We start from the raw sequence: 26,902 nt of genomic DNA, 5'->3' as shown, positions 1-26,902 counted from the left end.
TCATTACCGAAATTCTTCGTTTCTAACCCGATAACTTTTATAATTTGAATATGAAAACACTACAAGAATTTAGACCAACTCACAAAAATGTCATCAGCAACGGAAAAGCAAAGAAAGTTCGTGTTGCTAGCAAGAATAAGAAGAAGGCCAAAAAGGGGAGCTCTTCTTTGAATCTTACAAATGTAGCACTTGCACTCTGTGCAGTTCTTATGGGTGTTGGACAATATAAGAAGTCATCTGAAGTTGCTCAGTTAAAAGAGGCGAATGTTTCTTTAACTAAAGAGATTGCAGATCTTCAGATGAATTCGATGAAATATATGGCAGACAAGAAGATCCAAGAAATTTCAAAGGAAACTTTAAAAAGTAAAGTTGCTCACGTGGATTCATTGAATGCCATTATTGCAAAAAGCAAAGTTGATCTCGCCAAGGCCAACCTTGAAATTGATAAGCTTAAGAACTTAAAGATGTCTGAGCTAGAGTACAAGACTCAACTTGCACAAATCGAAAATGAATACCAAAAACGTCTCGATGCACACAACAGAGCAAGTACTGAAACGATCACTCGTATGGGACGTAAGATGATGGCCGAAGTTGATAGTGCTGGTCTAAAGACGCGTGCACCAGCAAGTGCTACACGTCATGTTGTTCAATTTAAAGGAAATAAGCCGGTGAACGCTAGAGTACTTACTAACCAAAAGGGTGCTGTTGAGTCAGATGAGTGGCGTTCAAATAATATGGAGTTCTAATTGTTCTCAAACTTTGAAAGAAGATTCATGGCCATATCCTTTCGATAAGTAATGTCGCTCGGTAGGGCCCTGAAGTCCATGACATCGATCGTACTCATAAATTCCTTATAGCGTTTCGAAAGATCTTCTCGTGTCTTGCCAATAAAGAATACATCCAGGAATGTAATATTATTTCTTGCAATCGAAATTTCTCTCATACTGTTAAAGTAAATAGCCATATTCTCAAGATAGAGTAGAGCAGCGATACTTTGTTCTTCATTAGTTGAGCTGTTTTTTAAGTCACGCTCGTAGAGTGAATAGATAAACTCTTCAATTGTAGTAACGTCAATTGGCCTTGCAACAGAGATAATTTGTGTGATATCGCGTCTAAGGCATGATTGATACTCTGTCTGCTTATCTTGTTGGATGCACTTGTCGTAATCTATCTTATTAATTCTTTCTTGTGCCACTGAAGGAACTAGAAAAAGATAAGTTGGAATCGTTACTCCTAAGAATACGACAAATACAACGATAAATTTTATAAAGTCTTTAAGCTTATTTCTTGTCATTAAAATATATCCCGAATCCAAATTTGATTTTAGATTTTGGATCTTTAGGTTCTACAACTTTAATAATAACTCTTCTATTTGGGTTAAAGAAAACTTTCTTTTTATTTTTTTCTTTTAACTTTTCGAGCTCTTCTTTTGTAATAAGAGGTTCAGAGTCACCCTTTGTTGTGGCCGCAAGTGTCGTTGGAGGAAAACCAAAGTACTCAAAGCGAGAAAGAACTTTTGCAGCTCTAACTGCTCCTAATTGCCACGGCCCTTCGATTCCTGGAGCAATACTTCTTTCATCAGAGTCAGTATGCCCTTCAATCATAATACGATAGTTAGGGTTCTTTGTTCTGATAATATCAATCATTGTATCAAGAGATTGAATACTGCTCTTACTTAACTTAGTACTCCCTTCAGGGAAGAGGATACTACTTGAAAATGAAATAATTAGCTCATTATCAACGAGTGATATTTTACTATTTTTTTCAAGTTCAGGGTGCTTTGATATTTCTTCTGTTAGCTCTGATAATTCTGTTTCTGAACTTTTATACTTGTCCTTTTGAAAGGAAGTTGAGAGGTCCTTTGCTTTCTTGTTAAACCCCACTGGATCGTAATTAGCAAAGGCCATCATCAGAATGAAGAAACATGCAATTAGGGTCATCATATCTGCATATGATGTCATCCAATCGCCTTCACCGCCCCCGCTATCTTGTTTTACTGCTTTTTTCTTAACTGCCATTATTAACTCGCTGATTTCCAGTCTAGTCTTTCAGTTGGTAAAAGGAATGAGTTTAACTCTTCTGCCACAAGAACCGGGTTAGACTTGTCTAGGATATGCTTAATTCCTTCGATGATGATATTGTCCTTAGTTTCCATTTGAATTTGGATATCTTCTAAGTTCTCAGCGATTGGGATGAACCCTAAGTTGGCAATGATTACTCCATATAGTGTTGTAATAAGACATACACCCATGGCCGGCCCAATCATTTTCATGGCATCGGCTCCACCAAGGTTGGCAAGAAGTACGATCATCCCAATTGTTGTTCCCATCATTCCAAATGCCGGTGGGAATTTACCAAGGGTCTTAATCTTTCTTGTATCTTCACTACGAATAGCATGCATATTAACTGCACGTTGTTCGAGAATTTCGATAATCTTTTCTTTTTGAAGGAATCCATCTGCGATTAACTCAAGTCCTTCCTTTAGGAACTCATCGCTTGCTTTACCTGGTAGGTTCTCTGCAGCTTCCCCTGAACGGTAAGCTTCACATATTTGCATGATCTCTTTGATAACTTCGGCCGAATTGACCATTTTTCCACCAAGAAATTGCTTAAGGAAAATTTTAAAGAGAGCACCAATCTTATTTAGTTGGAAAGCTACGGAAGTTGCAGCGAAAGTTCCACCTATAACAATAAAGAGGGATGGCCCATCAACGAAGAGGCCTAAGTTGCTCGAAGACATTCTTAGCCCTGCAAAGAGAACACCGGCCGATATTATTAGTCCAATTAAAGAAAAAATATTCATTTATTCACCTTTGTAAATATTCATAACAAAATTTTACTATTTTTAACCACTTAGGTTAACTCTCTACGATATGGTCACTTTTTTCCCATCGTATATTAAAGTACTTAGAGCATTTTACTCGTCTATGTAGAGGCAACTATGGTTGGCATCGGTCCTCAAGATTGAAAAGTTAATGATTTTACCAATAATCACTGTTCGGAATAATTTTCCTTTAATTTTAAGAACTTAAAATAGTTATATTTTTATTCTATTATTAACGATGTGACGCTATGAGTTACGTGCAATAATTTCACAATGTTTGGTATTGATATGAATAAATTTTTACTGATTTTAAGTTGTTTTTTACTTTTTAGCTGTGTTGGTAAGGTAGAGGATGCAAATTCTGAATTAACAAAGGGGATTAATGATGGGGAGACTGTCATTAATTACACTGGGATTCAAGATGCTTTTGCAATAGCACACGATAAGGTTGAAATTTACTTCCCGCCGTCTAATTTAGACCCGTTAAAAGTAACATATATCATCAATTACGATGGTGCTATCGCTCCAATTACAGTACCAGGGCGAACTCTGGTTCCTGATTATCGTGGATTTCTTCGCTATACAGTAACTGGCCTAAATATCAATGAACAATATGTTTTCAACGTACAGGCAAAAGACGATAAGGGGCAGCAGTCAGTAAATGATGCCTTTAAATCTGTGACGACTTTTTCAAATCAGACTTCTAACTTTACAGGAATCGGTAGTATTAAAAATCTATCTGGTGGAGCTTCTAAAAACTCATTATTAATTGAGTGGCCGGCAGCTGAGCGTACAGGTGGTTATATTCCTGAAGACTCAGATGTTTCAAAATATGAAGTTGTCTTAATTAATTCTGATACAGCAACTCCAGTTGCTTTTGATGATACTTCATTTACAGCACCAACTCGTATTGTGAATTATGTTGATGGAAAGAAGATTTCTCAACAAGTTAACGGACTTCTTCCTGGAACAACTTACTATGTAAGAGTAAGAGGTATTCACCACGGTTTTAGTAAGTATAGTTCAGATCCAAGTTACTTTTATGAAAAGAATAATAGCTACTTAAGTGCAACGACACTAAGTGATAGTGTAGGTGATATTCAAGTTGACCTAGACTCTTTTGAAGTGACGACTCCAAGTAATAGTACTGGTAAAACTTCTCTTGATTTAAGTTGGGCAACAGGTATTGGTGCCATTGATCATTATCGAATTTACTACAAAGAAAATGGAACAGGTGAGGCGTGGTCGACTTACAAGAATAGTCGCGACGATATTTGTAATGGCCAGGAAACGACGGATACTGCTTACTTTTGTAAGCAAGTTACATATGAAGATAGCAAGTCAAAACTTGTTGAGCTAGAGCCTTATACTTCATATGAAGTATATCTTATTATGTGTCTAGACTCTCTGTGTTCGCCAGGTAAGTCTATTATTTATAATTCTCCAAATGTTTATCGCACAAGCCCTCCGCTTGTAAGCTTTTCTGGAATTACAGAAGTTAATAACCCACGTTACCACTGGGCACTTAATGAAATCTACTTAAGTTATGAGCCAGTTGATCTAGCAAGTGGTGTTATCGATGGAATGTTAATTGAGGTCAAAGGAAGAAGTTCTGGAGAGCCATATATTGATACATTTATTAACTTTCCAGATGGAAATAATCCAACATCATTAAATCCATCAACTCTTGATTTTACTAATGGTACGGAAGTTTCAATTAGAGGGATCGATATTAACTCGACGGAAGAGTACTGCTTCGCTCTTTTACCATTCGTTTACGTTGGAGATGTTGTTACGCCAAATCGTGACTCTGAAGTTGTGAGTTGTATTGTTCCACAAGTTATGACTCCTACATATGAAGACTTTACTGGAATTAGCTCTCTGTACTTTGATAGTTCAAATAATTCGGCGGCCATTTCATGGACTCCACCTGAAGAGGGTGTATACGACCGATATGTTGTCTTTATGAAGACAACTACTGGAACATTCAGTTTCAGTGATGCTGTTAATGGCGACAATGACTACTTAAGATTTGAGGCAGAAGAGAATGCACTTGGAATTACGATTCCTTTCATTCCTGCTGGAACATATTACTTTGGTGCCCTTACTTATCTGTACCAAGAAGACAAATACTCTGAATTTAACAATAGTATTCAAACACTGGTGGTTGAGTAATTTATGAAATTTTTATCAATTGTACTTTGTTTATTATTACTTGCCAGTTGTGTTGGAAAAGTAGAAGACGCTAATCTCGAAAATGCAAAAAATGCAGAGAGTGGAAGGCAGACTTTTCAATTTGCAGGTATTTCTAAAGTTATTCCAATTTCAAATAATAAGGTTGAAGTTTACTTCTTTCCTGCTACTGGGCCGGCTTCAGAGCTAACATATCTTATTAAAGTAAACGACGCGACAATTCCTATTGAAGTTAAGGCGGACTCTTTGTCTGTAAATGACGAAGGGATGTATCGTTTTACGGTACGTAATTTAAATGTAAATACTGAATATACATTCTCTGTTGGTGTACGTGACGGTAGTACTGGTAGTCAAAGTGAGAATGATGCAACTTTATCGGCCAGAACATTTTCAAATTACACGGCCGACTTCGCAGGGGTATCAAGTGTCGAACCTCTTGTTGGTGCTGCTGGACAAAATACTGTCCTTGTAAAATGGGTACCGGCAGTGACTTTAGGGTCAACTTATAATCCAATGCCGAATGATCCAATTGCATATGAAGTCGCTTATATCGCTGCTGATGATGGAACAATTTCTGACTTATTCAATAATACACACCCAGCAATTCAAAGAGATCTAAAGCCTGGTGATATCACGGCATCAACTGGTGGAACAACTGAAAGAGAGAGACAAGTTACAGGGTTAATGCCAGGTAAGCAGTACTATTTCAGAGTTAGATCAATTCATAAGAGTTATGGAGTTTATCAAGATACACAAGGCTATCGTTTTGAAGAAAATAATAAAATTGCTTCTGTTACGACTTTAGGTTCAGGTGGGCTTTTTGATTGGGATACACTCTCTCTTAGAGCGGCCACTCCAGACAAAAACTTAGGTCTAACTTCAATCGATTTAACTTGGACTCCTGCAGTAGGGCCATTTGAAAATTATAGAATTTATAACTATAAACTTGGTGAAGCAGAGGAAGATGTTGATCTTGTAAGAGCAAGAATTCCTGAAGAAATTGATGCTTCAATTATCGACCCATTAAACTTAGCTGGTGATTACCGTACAGCTGATGCAGATGAGTTCTCAAAAAGAGTAGGTAGTTTAGAAGAATATGATTACTACCTAACATTTGCAATTGCTTGTCGTACTCTAACTTGTGGTGATGGTGAGAGAATTATTGGGAAGCCAGTTTTCTATCGTGCCATACCAAAGCTAGCAGCATTCTCTGGTATCTTAGGGATTCAGAGTCCACAAGATATCAACAACCTTAATGAAATTACAATTAATTTTGATCCACCAGTTATTGAAACAGGTTTCTTAAACGGATTTGATATTTACTGCTATGAGGGTGAAAGTGACGCGAGTCCGACACTCCTAAACTTTAATGTTGCAAATTCAAGTGGGAAAGCTTCATGTGATGGACTTATCAGACTAGATGACAATCCAGGAGACTACGCTGGATTTGGCTCGTATACAAGTGTGCGAATCCAAGGAAACTTCTTTGGAGCTGGGGATACTGTTGCTGATAAAGAGTATTGTTTTGCGGCCGTTCCTAGTGTTTCTGGGAATAACTTCTCTCTAAACGATGTTGAAAATGCGATCGTAAAATGTATTACACCAATTGTTAAGGTTCCAACGGTAGAGCAATTTCCTGGTGTTATTAATGCATGTAATACAGGTGCCGATTATATTACTGTTGGTTGGGATGCTCCGACTGGTGGTATTTATGACAAGTATGCTGTTTTCTATAAGGAAAAAGATGGGAAAGTATTTAAGTATACAGATGCCCTAGCAAATGACCCGGCCTACACTAGAGTTGATGATATTGTTGCGACAACTTATACGTATACAATTCCATCTCTTGTTCCTGGAAAAATTTATCAATTTGGTGTTCTTCCTTATATTGACGGTCCAACTCCGATTTATGCAGATATCAACACTGGACTAGGTGAGTGTAAGATTGAAGTACCTAAGCCAAAATTTGAGGAATGGGTTGATATTTTTGCTATTGGTCCAAAAGCAAATGGTATGGTTACACCAACGGGACCTGATCGTAATAAAGATTATATTTTAGAAACATTAAATGCTAGTGGGCAACCAATTGAAGTTGAGGTTGATCCTGCAACACTTTCACCTACATCTGGTTTTGAAGATCAATTTGGTGTTGCAAATGGTAGTACTCAATTCAGTGGTGTTTATGGATCTAAAGATGGAGTAACAACTAACTCTCTTCATCAATATTCAAACTCTGGAATTATTCGTATTGCATGGAAAGATGTGACTTTTACAAGTGGAACGCTTTCAATGCAAACTTTCATTGATGCCTATGAGACTGGTATGCAGAAGAAAGATCATAAAATTGGATATCGTGTATACCGTTCTGATGATAATAAAATCACTTGGAAAGATATTACAAGTGGTGACTTCGATTACCAAACTCTGACGAATAAAGGTTTAATCCACCCAGCTGATTATACGGAAAGAAGTCGTACTAATGAAGTTCTTGAAACATATCGTGCCGTTATGTTTACTGACTACTCGGTAAAGCATATTCAGGCCGGAGATGACTTTAATCACGCTCGTGTTTACTACTATAAAGTAGTTCCTGTTTTTAGAGGAGTTGAGCTCGAGTATGAAAGAGAAACAACTAATCCTCAGCATATTATTAAAGTTGTTCTTCCTCCTGAAAATATGGCCCTTGTTCATAGGCTAATGGCCAATCGCCAACAATGTCGTGAACTTGGAAAAGTTCACTCAAAAGATATTAGTCAGAAATATACTTGTTCTTGGAATGGAGTTGGGGCCAGAGGTCTAACATCTCCATGGATTAAAGGCTCAACAGTTTATGACTTTGGCCCAAGTATGCTAATTGACCGTTTTGAATTAGGTTGTAATTTCACAAGAGGGGATTACGCTTATGAAAGAAGTAATTACTCCGGAACAATTCCTAATTTTACAGGTTCTAATGATCTAGGCTCTGGATTTAAGGGGTGCTTTAATGGAAACCCTCCGGGGTACACTTCTGGTGCTAATCACCCTAATACTGGAGAGTCTTATACTGATCGTAGCCAACTTCGTGTCGGTGATTGTTTTGGTGAAGATTCTGTTTCAATTGCAATTACAAGTACTGCATGTGGCGATCCAGATACTGCTGACCGTAGAAACTTCATCTCTCCTGGACTTACTGGTGACTTCACTGATTGTACTGATCCGGCCAATATTGCGACAAATTTCTTTAACCCGTATGCTGGAAATGGAAGCTATGCTTCTTATAATGTGCAAAGTGAATTTGCGGCAGTTTACTATTCAAGAAATGCAGTTAAGAGTTATGAAGACCGTATTAGTCATGGTTACTATAGAGGAGCCGGTGGTGCTGCCCTAGCTGATGGTAATAACCTAAGAAATAAAAACTCTCTTGGGCCATCACGTTGTATGATTAATATTCCTGTTTCGGATTCAACTGACGGTGATAAGCTAAAGCCAAGATGGATAGCTGTTAATAATCTTTCAACACTTGCTCATGGAGTAGATGATGTCGACATTCTTGATATGTCGATGAATGATATCCTTACTAATAATAAGCTATTTGATTCTGGGATAAATGCAACTCCTAGCCCTGCTTATACTAATGTTGATGCATCACCTCGCTACCGTGGAAATACAAAATTATCACGTGTTTTCTCTTCGAATGATTCAAAGCTTCCTCCTCTTACGGGGCTTAGTCAAACTCAGGCCAATCGTGTTTGTAATTCATATGAAGTAAAGATTGGAACATATGATGATGATGCAAATGAATTTAAACAAATTGGGCCCGTAAGAGAAAAGAGGCTGATGCGTCGTGGAGAAGGGATTACGGCAAGTCGATATCCTAAAGACTTTGATGAAGCAGCTGTTGCAGAAGTTGAGACAGGAACAAGAAATGATGCTCCTGTAACAAGTGGTGTGAATTTTGATAATTCGTGTAACGTCTATGATAGAGATGTTATTAGTGGAGCGGCTACTAATCAGCAAAGATCAGGAGATCGTTTAATGATTAATATGCCAGTTAATTATGAAGGGACTGTAACGACGCCACGTCGTGTACCATTCATTACTGGTTCAAGCTTCTATGATAACGGTGGGACGCAATTTACGACTCAAGCCTGTACATCTCGCTTTGGTGTCCAAGATATTATTGGAAATAAGGCCGAAATTTCATCAGAACAAATCTTTTGTGGTTTTGATAGTGAAAAGCTAATGCTTGGAGCGGGTCTTGCTTCAAACTCAGTTGAGGCTCCAAATGGTGCTTACTATATTAATACATTAATTTCTTGGGTTATGTCTGATACAGATACTGGCCGCTGTTCATTTGTTGAACCAGGTGGTGCAAGAGGTGGTAATTACCTTGTAAATGGTGCCTTTACACCTATCTTTGATATCTTCGGAAATGTGAATACTGGTGTTGCTGAGTCTGTAAATTCAATTGACCCAGGAAGTGTTAGTTACTTAAGAAATGGTGATGGTTTCTTCTTAGACTTTGGGCAAGATAACTTTGCACCGAAGCTATCAATTAACGATACGATGGCCCTTAAGTGGGATCAGGATGTAATTGATCGTGCACAGGATATCTCAACAGATCCACGTCGTGGTCGCTACTTTAACCCTATCCTAGGCTTACCACTAGAGTGTCAAGGAAGTCTGTGTTCAGAGAGTTTAGATAATATGTCGATTTCTCTTGATACTTTTGTAACGGACTTTAGTCTTGATCCATCGACAATGGATATTCCAAATTTCCCTGTTGGTGATAGTCAAATTTTCTCTGATGGGATGTCTGAAATTAATATTGGTCGTAACCGTTATATGTCTCCTTCTGCAAGAGAGTATTTCTATGACTTTATTGAATCAGTTGATCCTGCAACGGATACATATGCCACATATTCAAGTACTAACGGTGGAGCGTTAAAGTCTTCTCTCGATAATGATGGAACGGCGGTTGACTATGTAAGATGGAGTCTTTCTCGAGACACTCCTATCTATATGCTGAATTTTGGAGAATCGAATACAAAGAGTAGTGGACGTTACTCAGCAAAGTTTAATGCTAGAAACGATTACGAACAGATGAGAACTGAGTATTCAGCAGTTAGATGTGTAGTACGCATCGAAGATGAGTCTTATCAATAAAATAAGGTAGAATAAATGAAGAAGTACGTTTGGTTGATCTTATTCTTTTTTACAATAATCTCGTGTACCCCTGTCGAGAAGGCGGAGGAGACTGCTGAAATCTTAAATGATGGAGTCGATGGCACGGTAGAATTTTCAGTCGTTGGAAATCTCGATCGAGGTGAATTCCTTCTAGGCGGTCTTGGTGACGAAATTCTTATTAGAGTTAAGAATAATACTGGATATAACCTAAGTGATGCTCAATTACTTATTGATCAAGCTTCATCTGCAGGTGTTAAATTCTTTCCTGATGAAGCAGGGGAATCAGAAAGCCCTGGTTTTGGTGGAGATTGTGGCCTTATTATTGCCTCTAAAGCAACTTGTTATTATAAGTTGAGATATGAAGCACGTACTTCAGGAATCCACACGCAAGATCTTCAATTTAACTATAAGACCCTTATTGATAATTTCTCACAATCAACTCAGCTAAAATTCTTAACAGGAACTCCTGCATCATTAGTATTTGAAGAGGAGACAATTAATTATTCATTCGGTGTTGTTGAAAGAACAGAACCAAAAGTATTTTCTCAAAGACTTGTTGTTGTTAATACGGGAGAGTTAAGGGCCCGCAATATTACAATGACAAAGCTAGATAACACGACGTCAAATGCGATCAGCATTGTTTCAAATACATGTGGAACTGTGCTCTTACAAAATGAAACTTGTGAACTTGTTGTTGAATTTGAGGCAAAGAACTACGGTGTTGGTGCACCAGATGGAAATGTTGATGTTGATTACAACTCAAATATAAGATTTGACTATGGCCGTGATCCTGAGGGTGGTATTAATGCTCTTAACGTTTACTTTGATGCCAAGTCAATTCGAATCGAAGGTGATATCCAAATCGGTGGTCTTCCTAACTTAAGTTTCGATGATCTCGTTGTTGGGAATATCGATACGCAAACATTAAAAGTTTCAAATAAGGGATATAAAGAAGCGATTGTTCTAAGTGTTGACGTAAGAAATGCTTCAAATACACTTGTTGCACGTTGTTTAAGAGATGATAGTACTGGTGGTGATAATCTTGTCTGTCGAGATCCTGCAGGAGATTTAACAAGTAGTGCAAGTGATCTTCCGCTGACAACAATTCCTTTTAAATTCTTTGATACTAGTAAGTGTTTTATTGATGTAAATGATTTTAACTATATCCGTGGTGAAGATGGAAGAATTACAAATACAGCATTAAAACAAGTTGCTGGTAGAACGATTGCTGATCCAGGTGGTTCTTGTTTCTTTAACGTTACTTTTCATCCTAGTGTTCAGTTTGAAGCAGATGGAAATTTTAATAATTACCGTTTTAATGTTCGTTATGATTCGACTTGGAAAGATAATGTCGTTATTAAAAATGACCTAGACTCAGATGAGAATAACTACGTTGTTGAAGATGCTAATTACTTGGCCGCTGCAAAACTAAGCTTTGATGTAATTGAATACAAAAATGGAATATATAATAATTTAGATACTGCTGATAATGATTTATTTGACTATGACTTAGGACGTATCTCTCTTATTGCAAACTCAAACTACAAAGAAAGACTTAGAATCAGAGTTAATAATAGTGGTTCGACATTTGGAGAGGTTGTAAGTGTTACAGATGGTGCACAACCTACTGCAAATGTTATTACTGAAACAAGTTATCATATTAATAACTACTACCAAAATGTTAAAAATTCAGGATGTGGATTTCTGAATCCATATAATGGGCAATGTGATATCTTATTTGATCTAAACCCAATTGTATCAACAAATCCAGATAGTACAGCGGCAGAGAATGAAGAAAACTCAGCAATGTATGATGTACTTAATGCGTATCCAGAACGTTATAAAATTTTCAGAATCAAATACAAAGATGGGACAACTTATAATGATGATATGTCTCCTCGCACTGATCGTGAAATTGAAATGAAGATGCGTGGCCTTCTTGTTAGAAAAGGATTCCTAGCTTTCTCTGATTTTGCAATGACTGATGGGATTACTTACTCACCTGTTACGGCCAATGAAACACGTTATTTCCATTTAAAATTAGAAAATGTTGGTACTGGTGGTATCACATATATTGATTTTAGTGCACCAGGTTTTTATCCAGGTGTTCCGTTTTGGGCACCTAGTCCAGGAATGCCATTATTTGGTGGTGAAATTGTTGATAACCCAAGTTCAGCACTTGTCGCAGGTGTTGATAAAGACTGTTATGACTTTATGGACTTTGGTGGAATGACGGGACCGGCTTCAACTCCTGCTGGTACAAATGCTCCTTCACTTCTTTCTCCTGGAGAAGTTTGTAGCCTAACAATTGAATTGGAAAAGTTATCAAATGATAAACGAGAAGATAGTTACTACAATACAAATGATCGTAGATGGCAACGTCATTTTTCTGCACCTCTAAATGGTTCGCATGCGCTTAGAGAATATACTAGTGGGATGATGATTCAAGACTTCTTCATTTTTGACTATTTTGATGGAGATGGTATTGCTGACGCTGCAACTGGATACACTCCTGACTTAGATGGCCATGGTGGATTTTATACAACTCAAGCTTATCCGATTGCTATCAATTCTAGAAGATCAGCTGCACTTGTCCCAGAAGGCGCCCAGCCAATGATTAGTGCAATTCTATGGCGTCAACAAGTTAATATTCCTTCTCATTCACCACAAGCAGGAGAATGGGGACAAAGCTTTGGAAGTTATACTATCCCTGCAATGTATCGTGATCTTGCAAAGGGAACGGCAGCTGAGCCAATCTCCTATGCTCCGACAAAGTCTATCAATAGAATTGCTCCATATCGTGATACAACTTATGATTATGTTTATTATGCAGGAACTTTCTATGCAGGAGAGACTGTAGCTCTTCCATTTCAGCTTTATAATGCTGGAGAAAGACAAGCTTCTTCGTTAGTTCAAATGTTAAATGGTGATAGTGAATTTGCTGTTACAACAATGCCTGGAACTGTTGGGCAAGCATCTCTGGCAAATATTGAATTAAGTTTTGCACCTGCAACACAAGGAACATTTCAGACTGAATTAGAAGTTCAATATAGAGATGGTTCTCAAACTCTAGTTGATCGCGATACTTATGCTTACACGGACAACATTAAATCACTACGTATTCTAGTGGTTGCTGAAGCTGTTCCAGCAAATACAGGAAGACTTTCATTGAAGTCTCAAAAGTATACAGTTGAATACGATGAGTTAACTTCTTCACATACTGAAACATTAGACCCAGCACAAACGAATCACAATCTTGTGATGAATGATTATGATGCTGCAACAACTGTTGGTGTTGAAGCCGTTAGAGGTTCAAATGTTTATGCAAAAACTCGCCTTGTTTTTACAAATGAAGGAACGACTACTGTAAATAATGTGAAATTTAACTTAAAGACATCACTACTTGGTGCCATCCACGATAATAATGGGGCCGGTGTGGGATACTCTCTTGAGTCTGTTAATTGTGGAGCAACCTTAGCTCCCGGCGCTTCTTGTTTTGCTGATGTAAAACATAAGGCTAGTATCGCGGAATTACCGATAACAACTCGCTACGGTATTGTTTCTTATGATATTGGTACAGATCAGTATTATGCAGAATCATTTAGAATTCAATTTACAGCAGTCGATCCGGCCAAAGTAGCTGCCGGGAATTTAATCACAAATAATATTAGTGATGGTTCAGGTGGAACTATCCCAAATGCATACTTTATTGATATTGGAACTTACACGAATCCAGCTCACCCGATTCTTTCAGCTTATCCAAGTGGATCTTTGATTAAGAATATTAATTTAAATAATCCAAGTGATGAGAAAGCAAGTTTTCTAAAAGAGTATAGGGAATTCGTAGGTAATCAAAGTGCAACGATTCCAGCAGGGGACTTTCATACAATCTACAATCAAGGATTTATTCAGGTTGAATTAAATCGACCTTGTTTCTTTGGTGATGATGAAGGTGGCGCCCTTCCTGAAGAGGAATGGGGATTTAACGTAAATACAACGAGTACTTGTACAATGAGAGTAACATTCACATTTGATGATACATACCTCGGGCAGTACGTAGATGAAAGTGAAAACTATGCCATTTTAAAATACTACGACAGTAAGAGGGCGTCAGTTTCGACACTGCCAATTTATGTCAAAGGATTTATTGAACCAAATCGTTCAAATGCAATGACGAATGAAATTTTTAATGTTGAAACAGATGATACGGGAAGAGTTTATTTAGAATGGGTTGACTTTGCGCCAATCAATAATGACTGGGGTCCAATTATTTCTTATCGTGTTTACTATAGTGAGTTTGAAAGTAGTTTAAGTGACCTTTACAACTCAACTGGTTTAACTTTTGTTGAAACAGCGGGAATGACTCCAAATGTTGAGATTACTGGACTTCTACAGAATCGATTCTATTACTTAAGAGTTGTTGCAGTTAGAGAAACATCATCTGGTAAACAGTATATTTCGATGCCTAATGGATTCTCAACGAAAGAAGTTGTCGTTCCTGATGAGTCTGCAATTTACGATTACTCGAGAGGGTTTATTATCGATAAATTTGCTCTACCTGAAGGATCTGGCTCGCCAACTTTCATTACCAAGTCTGAAGCGATTGAAAATTGTGAGGGAGCAACTCGTACAATTAGAAAAAATGGTGGTAATAGAAGTAGAGCTAAAGAGCTTATTAACTTAAACGATTACTACTTAATTAATGCAGACGACACAAATAGTGATTATCCATTCTTTGCATTCCCACACTGGTTGGCCGATGCACCTGAGGATATTGCACCATTATTTCCAGGTTTTAGTTGTGATTTAACAAATATGCACAATGAAGATGATAGCATTATGTTTATTAAGAGCTGTGATAATTGTACTTGTAATACCTTATCGAAAATTGTTGGAGGGGAAGACTTCCCACTCGATACAATTATTTATGCTTACGACGACTTTAGTGGTGCAGCTAGATGTCGTGTTTCACAAGATGATTTCTAATAATATTAAGTTTGTATTACCAATTAAAATATAGTTAGGTAATACAAACTTAATTTTTGTTTAAATCTTAACGAAATCTTTATGAAATTCTCAATAAATTCAGGTGTTTTAAGAGAATTTTGCCCCGTATTATTTAGTATTTAATTAACTTAGAATATTTATGTGATGAATACGTTTTACATTTATATTCTTACATTTTTTCTCTCATTTTCTTCAATTGCACAGGACGCTAAGGCCGTTCAAGTTGAAGGTAAGGACGCTGCTCAGGAAGAGGAGATTACTCCTTATATGATGATTAAAGTGACGCAGGCAAAGGGAATTGATAGGCGAGATCTTGCCTTAATTCGTAAGTCAGCAATGGAAATTGTGCTTGGAACTTCTTCATTTGAAATTTTAATGGGAGATAGTGCAGCAGCAATTTATCAAAATACTTTCGCACTTGATCTTTCGACTAAGAAAAACCGTAATAATTCATATGTTCTCGACTTTAAAATCTTAGATGTTCAAAACGGAAAGACGGTAACACAAGTTTTTAAAGATAATGTTCCTAGAAAGAGATTTCATTTAGAAGTAAGAAAGCTACTTTATGAACTATTCTATGGTGACGGTTCATCAAGCCTTAGGCCACCAAAGGAAGATCCTAAGAAAAAGAAAGCAAAGAAGAAGTTAAAGAATGAGATTGTTTCAGCAATCAATTCTCTCAATTCTCCACGAGTTAATGATACGAATGCTGTAAGCATTTTTTCTGTTGATGAGTCTCCTGTTGTCGAGGAGATTATCGTTGCTGGAGATGTCAAAAAGATAAATAAAAAGAAAAAAGAAAAGAAGAAGGCCAAAAAGAAAGAAGAGAAAGTTAAAATTAGTAATTTCAAATCTCCTGATCTAGACCTCAGAATGAATGCTAAGCCTGAAAAGGTTGAGGCATCAACACTTACGCTAATTCCAGATAGCTTCTATGCAATTGGATACTTAAAAGAGACAACATTAGCTTCAAATACACTTAATACAAGTGAAGTCGTTGATACAAGAACCAATCTTACAAGTGTGAATATTACGTATCTAAGTAATTACAAGGTAGAGGAGTGGCAAGAGTACTTCTCTGTTGGTGGTTCATTTTCAAATATTCTTAGTGAAAATCCTTATGGAATCTCTCCTCGTATGTCTGCTTACGGTGCTTATAATAAGCTTCTAATCGGTGATTCATTTTTTGCTTCAGTTGATGCTGAATATGAAAGCATAAGTTTTGCCAATATTAAAGATAGAGGAACGGGGATCTCTGGTTTTTCTAATAATATTTTTTGGTTTGGTTTTGGTTTTAAGTATATCAGTGAGCATTTTGCAAAGAAGACTGTTATTGAAGGCTTCTATAAGAAGGCCCTTATTGGTTCTTCTGACTTAAGTACGACAGGGGATTCAACGCCATTAGATGGTGATAAGTACGTGTTAGATTTCTCAGTGAATTTATATAAAAATTTTGGTCTTGGTGGATATGTTGAAGTTGTAAATCTCGCTTCAGCGGCAACGTCAGCTTTTGATACTTCTCACCAGATCTTTGGCGTAAGGCTAGTTTATAATTAGGAATAATTACTATGGATTTTAAGGACAAAATTGAAAGCCTATTTTCTTCTTCGGTACCTGAGGTAAAGCCTATTCAAGAGGAAACACTAATTTATTTTGGTGATAATCAAAGGCAACAGGTTAAAGATTTTTCAATTTTTAGTAAGTCTTTTAAGGATCAATGCTTAAAGGCCCTAAAAATCAAGAATGTTGAGATTAAGATCTTACAAAATTGTTTAGAGAAAGAGTTAATCAATGCATATCTTGTTCAAAAGTTATTAATTGATGAAATGAAGCTTTTAAAGAGAGTTGTAGGGGATATTGCTGGTGTGAAGCTCTATGTAACACCTAGTTTTATGACGATTCAGCTATGTGACATTGGAAATATCAGAACGTCGGTAAGTAATATGCAAAGTGACATCTTTGGTAGACGTGGACTTAAGAATCTTGTTGCAATTAGGCTCACTCGTAGCGCTAAGAAAACGAATTTAGTTTTAAAAGTTAAATATAAAAATATTGATGAAAAAGATTTTCTACAGTTTAGAAATCGTGAGGTATTAAATGAAGTTCTTTGATGTGGCAGATAACACAAACCAAAAGGTTGAATTAGATAAAACAGTTAAAAAGACTAAGGTCTTTAAGAACCTTCCAGGTATTGCTCTAGTCGTGATTGATGAAAACGACCAAGTAATCAAAGTTAATTCTGAGTTCAGAAAAATGTTTAATAATGTAAACCTTAAAGGTGGAAATTGGGATGCTTTCTTTAAGAAAACATTTCGTAAAGAGAAGGGACTTGCTGATACAAGTAATCTTTTCAAGAATTGTAATGATATTCTAAATGACTATATCATCCACACATCGATGGATGAGTCGACAGGTTACCGCTATGGTTGGATTTACAAAATCCCTGTTGATGTTATGAATAAGGTCTCTCAAAAGAGAACGGCACTGATGGAGTCAAAAAAGCTAGATGCATATAATCTGATTGAAGATGAAGTGTTTGGTAAGAGACTTAGCTGGATTAATAACAATCTGACATTATCAGATTTTCAATATGCTGATGATTGCATTCTTTACTCAAATAATAATGAAGCAAAGATGCTACTAAGAGACTTTGTTGAGCTACTCTACGGTGTTTTAAATATGAAGACAGAAGAGTCTCATTGTGCAGTTGAGTTCTCTAGAGGAAAAAACGGGTTACAAATTACTGGTGTTTTCTCTAGCTTTAACTTCTCGGATGGTGACTTTCAGTCAAATATTAGTTGGCATGGAAGAAAGATGCGTCTGAATGATATTTGTAAGGTGATGGAGTCACGCTTACCAGATCTTTATACTTCTCTCTATGTTAAGAACTTTAGAGCAGATCATCAGTCAAAACTAAAAATAACTTTGAATGTAAATGATATCGACGGCGTTCGATGGCATGTTTCAAAAGGGACTGTAGGTGGCCTTTAAAAAGCTATTGATTCTTGGGCTATTAAGTTCAAGTCTCTTTGCAAACGAAACATTTTATAACTCTGCTAGTATCTCACTAGGGATGATGAATTACTCTGTAACTCCTAATGAAAGTACTCTTCAAAATACTGATGGTACTTCAACAGGTGATGAGACTGCCGATGCAGCAGCTGCTGCGGTATCTGCAATTTCAATTCAGGTAAATTGGGAATTCAAATCAGAGTTAAAGAAAAGTTACTATATTAGTGGTGTTCTTCCAATGATGTCAGCAGAGGGGACGGGTGTTTACTCAACTGTTGTTGGAATGAATTGGTACTTTGGCGATATTGGTACGAAGTACACATACACAAGTAATGGCCAAAATCTAACGATCACACCAACAAGTAAGTATTACTGGGGTGCTTTTGTAGGCCCTGGTTACGTTATTTATAATACTGATTCTGCTAAATACTCAGATATTTTCTTTGATTTAGGGGTAAACCTAGGCGCTGGTTGGCGTTGGGGTAAAAATAGAACAATTAAAGCTGAAGCGGCAGTTAGTCGTGCAACAGGAATTAAAACAACTGGAATTAAAATGGGGGTATTTGTAGGTATTAGCCAATATCTATAAATAAATTTTTAATGAAGTACTTATTACTATTATTACTATCTACATCTGTATTTGCTGCTAAGTTTAATGTTAAGTCCGATCCTAGTGATTGTGACGTATACGTTATTGATAAAAATGGTAAAAGAGTTTCTCTTGGAAAGACTCCTTATGAAACTGATGTTGAAACAATGCAGACCAATTACGGTGCAAATGGGCCAGTTCAAATTGAAGTGTTTAAGCCTGGTTTTGAGCCATATAGTTTATCTGTTCCAATGCTAGCAAAATCAGATATTGATATCAGCGCGAACTTAAAGGTTGAAAAAGATATTGAATTAGCACAGGATTTTGATTTCCTTGTCGGTGATTTATTTGATGTTCTAAGACTAATGAGAGGGAAGAACTTTGATCTTGCTTTCGCTAAACTAGAAAAGCTAGAAGCAAAATTTCCTCATTTCTCAATTATCCATGAAATGAAAGGTTCAATTTCATACCTTAAGAAAGATTTTAAAAACTCTCTTGCTTTTTATCGTAAGGCATTTGGGATTAATCCTAAAAATAGAGAAGCTTATAAAATGAAGATTTACTTAGAGAAGAAATTTAATGTTTCTAAGAATGAAGGAGGTAAATAATGAAGAAGTTTGCGTTTATCTCATTACTACTACTTTCTTCTGCGGCCATTTCAAATCCAAAGATGAATGTCCTGCCAAGTCTTGAGTGGCAAAAGAATGAACTAGAAATGAAAGTTCATGATAAGTTACAAAGAGGGACGGAAGTTATTCTTGGCCATGAGCATTTCTTTGTTGATGTTGAAATCGTAACGAATACTCCTGAAACTCCTAACTTCAGTATTCCATTGAATCCTTCGCCTCAAGGTGGTGCCGGAGGTGTTAATGGAAAAGGTGGTAAGGAATTAGATCTTGCAGACGATTCTGATCAAGCTAATGCAGCTGAAGATGGTAAAACAAAATCTGACGCTGAAATTAAATTTACTAATGATGTTCCAGAAACTGACTACGGTGAGAGTATTGTTTTCTCTCGTTTAGGTATGGAAGCTCCACTTATCGATGATTTCAATGACTTTTCTCCTTCTGGTAAGATCTTACTGACAATGGGGGATAACTCTAAAGATAAGATTAATAAAATGAAAGAAGACTTCTCTAAGGAAAAAGAGAAGCTAGTTGATCAAATTAAAAAACTAAGAGACGCATCTAAGGCCAAGCCTAGTATGATTGAACAGATGTGGAAGTATAATACTTCTATTGATATTTTCAAAAATATCTCTGAAATTAATATTTCTGTTCGTCTTCCAAATGATATTGCTAAGGATGAAAGAGTTAGAATTGAAGGACTGATTAAGTCAATCAAGCTTGGTGTAAATGATATTACTCCTAACTTTAAATTTTCTTATACGATTAATGTACCTCAAAAAGAAGATGTGATTTCTAAAAGTGATTTCCTAAAGGCATTAAGTAGCGTTTCAAATATTATTGCAATCGTTCTTGGTGTTCTACTGATTGGATTTGTTGGAAATCGTCTTATTTCTAAGTTCTTTGAACTTAATAGTGCTGCTCAAGCAGGTGGTAATTTTACAATGCAAAGTGATAGCTCTGAATCAGACGATGATGGGGGAGCTGGAGAGATGTTGGCCGCTGGTGGTGGCGGTGGAGATGGCCTTGGTGGCGTACACTCTCTTAATGGTATTGAAAGATTTAAGGTTTTTGCAGATAACACTCCTCAAGAAGCAATTCTTCTGGTTAAGAAATGGATTGCACAAGATACAAAGAGCGGACATGCGGCCCTTAGAGCACTTGTTCAACAAATTGATAATAGTGCATTAACAGATGTATTTAAGATGCTAAGTGAGCCAGAAAAGGCGAAGTGGAGAGATCTCCTTAATAAACCGCTTAATGCAAGTGAGTTATCTTTAGCAAATGACTATATTAGTAATCAAATCGTACAAAGTGTTATTCTTCCTTCTGTCATTGAAGACCCTAATACTTACGATTTACTTCTTAAGCTTAATGCTGAAATGATTAATCAGATCTATGAAAAAGATCCGTACATTGTTTCACTTGTTCTTAATGCTCTAAGTGAAAGCTTTGTTGCTGAAGTTCTTTCAAGTTGTGACACAGAAACTGTTGATCAAATTCTAATGTCTTCAGTTATCATTAAAGAACAAGAGGTTAGAGATAACCAAGCTCGTATTAAAGAAGTCCTTTCTCAATATGTTGAATCGAAGTCGAAACTTCCATTCGTTGAGAAATTATTCGATATTCTTCCAAACGTTTCTGCGGCGGTGGAAAAGAGTATTTTCAATACGCTTAAGCAGAATATTAATGTTGAAGAGTTTACAGAGCTGAGCCAGAAGAATTTCCCTTCTGAGCTTGTAAGTGAGCTACCTTCTAAGTTCCTAAAAGAAGCGCTTGCTAATTACGACCTTGGAAAGAAAGTTTCATTACTTTTTGCTATGGAAGAGTCTGAGAGAATGTATTACTTAGACCTTTTTGCACCAGATGGAACTAAGGCCCGTGATCTTATGCAAATTGAGTTTGATTCTGTTGAACGTGATGAGATGAGAAAGAGTAAAATCATTGCTGGAAAAGATGATAGCTGGCGTGAATTTGTTAAGTTTGTACGTACTCGTATCACGAAAGAAAAAGATGAGAAGACTGAGATCGAAAACCTTGTCCATAACTGGGCCCAGGATTTATACGGCTCTGTCGAAACGAGACCAGATTTAAAAGTAGCATAATAAAAAAAAAGCAGCTCTAGGAGCTGCTTTTTTATTTCTTAATTTGAATTTCTATTTAAACTTGAGCTGCTTTTAGAAGATTCTTAGCGATGATCATAATCATAACTTCATTAGTACCAGCACCAATTTCATTAAGTTTATTATCTCTCATCATACGCTCAACTGGGAATTCTCTTGAGTAACCGTATCCACCATGTAGTTGGATAGCATCAAGAGCGATCTTCGTTGCCATTTTTGGAATAGCAAGCTTAACTTGAGCAGCAACAACTGGCCCTTTCTCTCCTTGGTCGTAACGGTAAGCTACGTTGTAAAGGAAGTTTCTCATCATTTCTGTTTCAGTTGCCATTTCAGCGATCATCTTTTGGATCATTTGGTACTCACCAATTGTTTTTCCAAATTGTGATCTTTCATTTGCATACTTAATACATTGATCAACACAAGCTTGCGCGATACCTAGAGAGATACCAGCAATTGTGATTCTTTCGATCTCAAGGTTTTTCATCATGTGGTAAATTGAATCACCTTCGTTACCAACAAGTTGCTCAAGACCTACTTTTGCGTTGTCAAAGATAAGCTCACCAGTTGGTGAAGCACGCATACCCATCTTGTGGATTGGGCTACCAAAGTCAAAGTGACCTTTGTCTTTTTCAAGGATAAAAGTTGAAAGGTTCTTTCTCTCTTTTCCTGTTCTAGTATAGACGTAAGCGATATCTGCGTATTGTGCATTAGTGATCCACATCTTCGTTCCATTTAGAAGGTAGTGGTCGTCTTTTTTCTCTGCTTTTGTTTGAATACCAACTGCATCTGATCCGTATTCTGGCTCAGACATACCCATACAACCGATATGCTCACCTGTAATTAGTTTTGGTAGGTATTTTTCTTTTTGTTCTTTAGAAGCGTTATTTTCAATATTGTTAACACAAAGGATAGAGTGGGCAAGGTAAGAAAGAGTTGAAGAAGCACATGCTTTTCCAAATTCTTCCATAACGATTGTTGCAGCAAGGGCACCCATTCCAGCACCACCATACTCAGGATCAGCAGTAATTCCAAGAACTCCAATTTCACCCATTTTTTTGAAAGCATCCATGTTGAAACTTTCTTCTGTATCATGCTTTTCCGCTACAGGAGCAAGCTCTTGTCTTGCAAAATCACGACACATTTTTTGGATTTGTTTTTCTTCTTCTGTGAAATACCACATACTCTGTCCCCTCTGTCATTTTTTAATCAAAATAACTTACCGTGTCTTACATCCTATGGCAATAATGCCACAGATGTTTTTAGCCAATAGACTATATTTAGTGAGAAGATAAAAATTGTAAGTACTTGAAATTGTCAAAGTGTTTTACATGACCTACAATTTTTTTAAGGAGTCGATTGATGCTTACAACACCTGTAGTCAAGGATGAGGACACGGTATTTCCAGGGGAGAATTGGTTTTTCTACTGGAAAACTTCAGCTTCTCTTTGGAAATCTAAAATTGAACAAACGTCTTTAACAGATAAGATTATCGTACCGATAAATTGGAGCTTCCATACGGATACCGGCGATAAGATTGATTTTGCAAAGCAAAAACCTGAGACGGACTTCAAGCGCCTATATGATATTTGTAAAGAGTTAGATAAGGAGATTATCTTTCTCTTACCTGTTTCACCGGTACCATATCTACCAAATGGTGGTATTCCATATCTTTTAGCTAGAACTGCTAGCTGTGATCAGTACGGCCTAAACCGTGCAAGTGCAGACAGTGATGGAACAATTCATAATTTCTATAGCTTCTATGATCCTCGAGTTTATAAAGGCTTTACTCGTTTTTGTTCAGAACTAAACTCATACTTTCAAGAAAGTGGAATTAAAGCACCTTTGTGGGGGGCCAACTGCGGTCATTACTCTCATGGCCACTTTCATTCTTATATCTTTGATCGTTCGGTAGCATTCCAAAGTGGTTTTAGTCGCTTTGTTGAAATGAAAAAGGGTGAGCTTAAGCTTGAGAAGATTACGGCCGAGCAAGAGCATGAGTTTATTATAGAGTATAATGAAACGATTTCTCGCATCTATATCGATATTGTTAAGCATTCGATGGAAAAGAATTGGCAAGGTGTAAAGAACTTCTCTTTCTTAGAAGGCTCGATGAACTCGATTGAGAATCGTATGCTTGATCAAGTGAGTGACACAAAGATCATTGATGATGCCCTTAAGAGTTTAGATAATGGAATTCTTCCATCTTCTATTCTTCTTCCTAATCGCAATAAGAATGGGATTTATTCCGATTTAAAGAAGCAGGTTATTAACTCTTCTCGTTTAGATGAATTCTATAATGATAAGACGATTCTCGCGGATAACGACTATATTTTTAAAACTTCAAATGCAGTTAATATTTTCCACAATGTGAAGGACTTTAAAAGTAAGGAGCTTATCGCTTTTTCTGGTTTTATCGATTTTTGCAAGAATCAATTCAGTTGGAATTATAGCTATAGCGATATTAATGAATTTCATTGGGAAGACTATGTTGAAAGTCCATTTCAGTTCTTCTACTTCAATGGAAAAGAGATTAATGCTGAGCTTTTAGGTAAGGTCCTAAAGCTCTTTATGAGTGGTGGAAAGGTTCTTATCGATATTGCTTACCTTGAAAAGAATTTAAGAAGAAGACTTGAGTCTTTCTACTTGGAAAATGAATTAAGTGTCGAGAAGATCCGTTTCTTAACTGAGATTAATACTGTCACTATGGGTGAGGGGCGACTGCTTATCTTTAACTCAAATGATTTTCAAGAGTGTAGTGACGATGAACTTAATACGTTCTGGAATAAAGTAACGAAGAGTATTGGCTATATTGGTTGTGATATTTCTCAAAGCGGAGAAGTTCGCTATAAGTGGCAAGAAAGGGCCATTGCTTCTTCTGATCTTAAATACGATAAGGTAAAGCGCATTAGCTTTTTTAATCCTTCAAGTTATAAGCAAAAACTTAATATTAAATATCCATCGGAATACGTTTTTCAAAAGATGATCGATCAAAACCATGTTGAGATAAATAATACTCCACATGAGATTGAATTGAGCTTCATGCCTAAGGGAAGTATTTCATTAGATTTTGGGATAATTTCGGAGTAGAGATGGGTGCAAGTGATAAAGTTTTATATGTAAGTTATGTCTATAGTGAAGAGCACAGTCTCTTCTTTATTCGTTCGATCTTCACGGCCAAGTCATCAGTTGACTTTAGTGAGGTCGAGCTGGGTCCAAGAATGGAAATAACTTCTGATGGCCACCTCAGTGGATTCTTTGATGAAGAGGAATTAACAAAATTTGCGTATGATCTTAGTGATCGTCTAAAGCAAGATAGAGTATGCTTAATTTCTCCAGATTGCTTCAATAAGGTTTTAGAAACAACTAAGAAAATTGGTGGTTTACTTGAGTCTTTTGTTGAACATGGAAATGTCTTAGAAAATCCAGAAAGAACAAAGAAGGGATTCCTATCGAGTTTTATTCGATAGGAATTCTAAAGCTAGCTTGTAAAGGCTTGTGATCTGATCCTTCGATATCTCCACGAACTCTAGCTTCAATTAGTTCTAGGTCACGATACCAAATATAATCAAGTTTATTACCAAGCCATTTCATACGATCATCACGGCCTGTGTAGATAGCTTCCTTAAGGCCTTCTCTCTTTAAAATATCTCTCATCATCTTAATCTTAGACTTTGAGTTCGTATTGAAGTCACCAGCAAAAACAACTGGTCCATTTGTTGTTCTTATATAGTTAACAACTTGAGTGATTTGTTTTTTTAGAGATTTCTTTCTGACAAAATTAATAGCATGAATATTAATAAAGGTAATGCTACGGCCATCTTCAAGCTTGTACTGACTTGCTAGAGATAGCTTTGGTGTGCGGATAAATGGTTCTCTTACCTTACTTCTAAGAGGCGTAATTGCTATTGCAGGATACTTTGAAATATTAGTAACTCCTGTGTTGTACTTTCCCCAGCTGATAAATGAAGTGGCCAAAATAATTTCTTCATCTTCTGGAGTAAAGAGACGCTTCTTCATTTTTCCTTTAAAGCTAAACTCTTGTCCGAGAAGAATATCGCTCTCATTCATAAGTTCTTCAAAGTCTTCGCGCCAGGTTTCATTCTTTCCTTTGTACATATTCCACGCAGTAATCGTGAATTCATTAGGAAAAGGACAATCATCACATGAAAGGTCTTGCTTTACTTGAATGATCTTATCTGAACTTGGAATTTTGTGAATGAGCTTTTCTTGTGCAAAAGATGGTGTTGCTAGTAAAGCAACTGCTAAGCTTATCATAAGCTTTTTCATAACAAATCCTTTTGTTTGAAACTAATTTTTTAATATCTTTAATTATCTATAAGAGAGAACGAATGTGCAAAGAAATGCAGCTGAATTTTTCTTTTTATAAGCTAAACTGTCAAAGCTAATACCTAATCAATTAGCTCGAACTCTGCCTGAAGAGGAGTGTGATCAGATCCTTCTATCTCTCCAAGAACTCTTGCTTCCACGAGATTTAGTCCACGATACCAAATATGGTCTAGCGGCTGACCTAAGAATGTCATGCGATCATCTGCTCCAGTATAACGGGCCTGTTTGAAACCCTCTTTTTTAAATAGCATATTCATGATGAGAGTTTTTGTTGGAGCATTAGTATTAAAATCACCCGCAAAGATAACTGGGCCTTTGATATTTTTTACAGCTTTAAGAAGCGTTGCTATTTGAATTGTAAAAGGTTGAATACCGACGAAATTGAGTGCGTGGATATTAACAAAAGTAACATTTTTTCCATTATCAGCTGGGTATTGAGTCAAAACAGAAAGCTTTGGCGTATTTACAATGGGCTCTCGATCACTGCTTTGAAATGCCTGCTTTGTGACAGCATTTACCGTCGAGCTAGTAAAGACACCGGTTGCTTTTCCATCTGTATTATAAAATGAAGTTGCTAGTACACTTTCTCGCTGGCCGCTTGAAAGTATCTCCTGCATTTCTCCTTGAAGTAGAAACTCTTGACCAAGGATGATTTCACTCTCGCTTGCTAGCTTTAGATAATCTCTTGCCCAAGAAGGCTCTTTTCCTTTGTACATATTCCATACTGTTACGCTAAATCGTGTACTAAGCCTACAATCAGAACAGCTAAGCTCTCCCTTTGTGGAAAGTATTTTGTCTTTAGAGGGAACTTTGTAAATAAGATTGGCCATATTATTTGCGGCCAAGACAGATCCTTGAAGTAGCAGTAGGGATGTGATTAATAGGCCAAGCTTTCTCATATTTGTTCCTAATGATTCTGACATCAGCAGATTTTGTTGTAATTTAGGTTTAATAGATCAAAGAATAGGCTAAATAGCAAAAATTCTACAGAGGAGCTTGTAATATTTAGTCCCTG

18 protein-coding genes are annotated in these 26,902 nt (G+C 36.7%); 12 read left to right on the top strand and 6 right to left on the bottom strand.

Annotated features, from left to right (window positions below; translation table 11 throughout):
- Positions 1-50: 50 nt before the first annotated feature.
- Entirely contained in the window at positions 51-746 is a 696-nt protein-coding gene (locus ABMA72_RS06625; RefSeq protein WP_393056573.1) for a hypothetical protein, read from the top strand.
- Here ABMA72_RS06625 and ABMA72_RS06620 read toward each other — a convergent pair.
- From ABMA72_RS06620 to ABMA72_RS06610, 3 genes are read right to left on the bottom strand one after another with little or no spacing between them, the layout of a single operon-like run.
- On the bottom strand, positions 743-1,294 hold the full coding sequence (locus tag ABMA72_RS06620) for a hypothetical protein (RefSeq protein WP_392857273.1): 552 nt from the start codon (positions 1,292-1,294) through the stop codon (positions 743-745). The genes ABMA72_RS06625 and ABMA72_RS06620 overlap by 4 nt on opposite strands.
- Positions 1,281-2,018, bottom strand: coding sequence for a flagellar motor protein MotB (locus ABMA72_RS06615; RefSeq protein ID WP_392857271.1), 738 nt, complete (start codon positions 2,016-2,018; stop codon positions 1,281-1,283). Before ABMA72_RS06615 ends, ABMA72_RS06620 begins: the two co-directional genes overlap by 14 nt.
- Before the next feature lie 2 nt (positions 2,019-2,020).
- Positions 2,021-2,803: a motility protein A gene (locus tag ABMA72_RS06610; RefSeq protein ID WP_392857269.1), complete on the bottom strand. Its 783-nt coding sequence runs from the start codon at positions 2,801-2,803 to the stop codon at positions 2,021-2,023.
- 309 nt (positions 2,804-3,112) lie between these two features.
- On the opposite strand from ABMA72_RS06610, the gene ABMA72_RS06605 reads away from it, so the two are divergent.
- From ABMA72_RS06605 to ABMA72_RS06565, 9 genes are all read left to right on the top strand, one after another.
- Complete coding sequence (locus ABMA72_RS06605) at positions 3,113-4,999, top strand: hypothetical protein (RefSeq protein ID WP_392857267.1); 1,887 nt, start codon at positions 3,113-3,115, stop codon at positions 4,997-4,999.
- Between the two features lie 3 nt (positions 5,000-5,002).
- A complete protein-coding gene (locus ABMA72_RS06600; protein ID WP_393056571.1) occupies positions 5,003-10,162 on the top strand; it encodes a fibronectin type III domain-containing protein in 5,160 nt (1,719 codons plus the stop codon).
- A 15-nt stretch (positions 10,163-10,177) separates the two neighbouring features.
- Entirely contained in the window at positions 10,178-15,169 is a 4,992-nt protein-coding gene (locus ABMA72_RS06595; RefSeq protein WP_393056569.1) for a fibronectin type III domain-containing protein, read from the top strand.
- 165 nt (positions 15,170-15,334) lie between these two features.
- Entirely contained in the window at positions 15,335-16,747 is a 1,413-nt protein-coding gene (locus ABMA72_RS06590) for a hypothetical protein (RefSeq protein WP_393056567.1), read from the top strand.
- Between the two features lie 11 nt (positions 16,748-16,758).
- On the top strand, positions 16,759-17,301 hold the full coding sequence (locus ABMA72_RS06585) for a hypothetical protein (protein WP_392857260.1): 543 nt from the start codon (positions 16,759-16,761) through the stop codon (positions 17,299-17,301).
- Positions 17,288-18,181 (top strand): hypothetical protein, encoded by an 894-nt coding sequence (locus ABMA72_RS06580; protein ID WP_393056565.1) that lies wholly within the window; start codon positions 17,288-17,290, stop codon positions 18,179-18,181. The genes ABMA72_RS06585 and ABMA72_RS06580 overlap by 14 nt, the downstream gene beginning before the upstream one ends.
- Entirely contained in the window at positions 18,171-18,791 is a 621-nt protein-coding gene (locus ABMA72_RS06575) for a hypothetical protein (RefSeq protein ID WP_392857255.1), read from the top strand. Before ABMA72_RS06580 ends, ABMA72_RS06575 begins: the two co-directional genes overlap by 11 nt.
- A gap of 11 nt (positions 18,792-18,802) precedes the next feature.
- Positions 18,803-19,399 carry a tetratricopeptide repeat protein gene (locus ABMA72_RS06570; RefSeq protein WP_392857253.1) on the top strand — a complete coding sequence of 199 codons (597 nt, stop codon included), beginning with the start codon at positions 18,803-18,805 and terminating at the stop codon, positions 19,397-19,399.
- Entirely contained in the window at positions 19,399-21,522 is a 2,124-nt protein-coding gene (locus ABMA72_RS06565; RefSeq protein ID WP_392857252.1) for a hypothetical protein, read from the top strand. Before ABMA72_RS06570 ends, ABMA72_RS06565 begins: the two co-directional genes overlap by 1 nt.
- A gap of 55 nt (positions 21,523-21,577) precedes the next feature.
- Here the strand turns inward: ABMA72_RS06565 and ABMA72_RS06560 are convergent, their stop codons facing one another.
- Complete coding sequence (locus ABMA72_RS06560; RefSeq protein WP_392857249.1) at positions 21,578-22,720, bottom strand: acyl-CoA dehydrogenase family protein; 1,143 nt, start codon at positions 22,718-22,720, stop codon at positions 21,578-21,580.
- Between the two features lie 179 nt (positions 22,721-22,899).
- Between ABMA72_RS06560 and ABMA72_RS06555 the strand changes: the two genes are divergently transcribed.
- Together ABMA72_RS06555 and ABMA72_RS06550 are read left to right on the top strand one after the other, a co-directional pair.
- Entirely contained in the window at positions 22,900-24,627 is a 1,728-nt protein-coding gene (locus tag ABMA72_RS06555) for a hypothetical protein (protein ID WP_392857247.1), read from the top strand.
- A gap of 2 nt (positions 24,628-24,629) precedes the next feature.
- Entirely contained in the window at positions 24,630-25,007 is a 378-nt protein-coding gene (locus ABMA72_RS06550; RefSeq protein ID WP_392857245.1) for a hypothetical protein, read from the top strand.
- On the opposite strand, the gene ABMA72_RS06545 is transcribed toward ABMA72_RS06550, so the two are convergent.
- Both ABMA72_RS06545 and ABMA72_RS06540 read right to left on the bottom strand, forming a co-directional pair.
- Positions 24,997-25,827 carry an endonuclease/exonuclease/phosphatase family protein gene (locus ABMA72_RS06545; RefSeq protein ID WP_392857243.1) on the bottom strand — a complete coding sequence of 277 codons (831 nt, stop codon included), beginning with the start codon at positions 25,825-25,827 and terminating at the stop codon, positions 24,997-24,999. The two genes, ABMA72_RS06550 and ABMA72_RS06545, sit on opposite strands and share 11 nt — an antisense overlap.
- A 122-nt stretch (positions 25,828-25,949) precedes the next feature.
- Positions 25,950-26,810 (bottom strand): endonuclease/exonuclease/phosphatase family protein, encoded by an 861-nt coding sequence (locus ABMA72_RS06540; RefSeq protein ID WP_393056563.1) that lies wholly within the window; start codon positions 26,808-26,810, stop codon positions 25,950-25,952.
- Positions 26,811-26,902: the final 92 nt, after the last annotated feature.

The sequence above is a fragment of the Halobacteriovorax sp. CON-3 genome, assembly GCF_043196995.1.
In the GTDB taxonomy this organism is placed as follows: domain Bacteria; phylum Bdellovibrionota; class Bacteriovoracia; order Bacteriovoracales; family Bacteriovoracaceae; genus Halobacteriovorax_A.
Note: the sequence above shows the minus strand (reverse complement) of the source record. Positions and strands in the feature narration are given on the sequence as shown.

Bases quoted from the DNA above. Each gene is read 5' to 3' on its own strand.
- ABMA72_RS06550 (WP_392857245.1), top strand. From the start codon at position 24,630: ATGGGTGCAAGTGATAAAGTTTTATATGTAAGTTATGTCTATAGTGAA.
- ABMA72_RS06555 (WP_392857247.1), top strand. From the start codon at position 22,900: ATGCTTACAACACCTGTAGTCAAGGATGAGGACACGGTATTTCCAGGG.
- ABMA72_RS06560 (WP_392857249.1), bottom strand. From the start codon at position 22,720: ATGTGGTATTTCACAGAAGAAGAAAAACAAATCCAAAAAATGTGTCGT.
- ABMA72_RS06580 (WP_393056565.1), top strand. From the start codon at position 17,288: ATGAAGTTCTTTGATGTGGCAGATAACACAAACCAAAAGGTTGAATTA.
- ABMA72_RS06625 (WP_393056573.1), top strand. From the start codon at position 51: ATGAAAACACTACAAGAATTTAGACCAACTCACAAAAATGTCATCAGC.
- ABMA72_RS06565 (WP_392857252.1), top strand. From the start codon at position 19,399: ATGAAGAAGTTTGCGTTTATCTCATTACTACTACTTTCTTCTGCGGCC.
- ABMA72_RS06620 (WP_392857273.1), bottom strand. From the start codon at position 1,294: ATGACAAGAAATAAGCTTAAAGACTTTATAAAATTTATCGTTGTATTT.
- ABMA72_RS06595 (WP_393056569.1), top strand. From the start codon at position 10,178: ATGAAGAAGTACGTTTGGTTGATCTTATTCTTTTTTACAATAATCTCG.
- ABMA72_RS06570 (WP_392857253.1), top strand. From the start codon at position 18,803: ATGAAGTACTTATTACTATTATTACTATCTACATCTGTATTTGCTGCT.
- ABMA72_RS06610 (WP_392857269.1), bottom strand. From the start codon at position 2,803: ATGAATATTTTTTCTTTAATTGGACTAATAATATCGGCCGGTGTTCTC.
- ABMA72_RS06615 (WP_392857271.1), bottom strand. From the start codon at position 2,018: ATGGCAGTTAAGAAAAAAGCAGTAAAACAAGATAGCGGGGGCGGTGAA.
- ABMA72_RS06590 (WP_393056567.1), top strand. From the start codon at position 15,335: ATGAATACGTTTTACATTTATATTCTTACATTTTTTCTCTCATTTTCT.
- ABMA72_RS06605 (WP_392857267.1), top strand. From the start codon at position 3,113: ATGAATAAATTTTTACTGATTTTAAGTTGTTTTTTACTTTTTAGCTGT.
- ABMA72_RS06545 (WP_392857243.1), bottom strand. From the start codon at position 25,827: ATGAAAAAGCTTATGATAAGCTTAGCAGTTGCTTTACTAGCAACACCA.
- ABMA72_RS06600 (WP_393056571.1), top strand. From the start codon at position 5,003: ATGAAATTTTTATCAATTGTACTTTGTTTATTATTACTTGCCAGTTGT.
- ABMA72_RS06540 (WP_393056563.1), bottom strand. From the start codon at position 26,810: ATGTCAGAATCATTAGGAACAAATATGAGAAAGCTTGGCCTATTAATC.
- ABMA72_RS06585 (WP_392857260.1), top strand. From the start codon at position 16,759: ATGGATTTTAAGGACAAAATTGAAAGCCTATTTTCTTCTTCGGTACCT.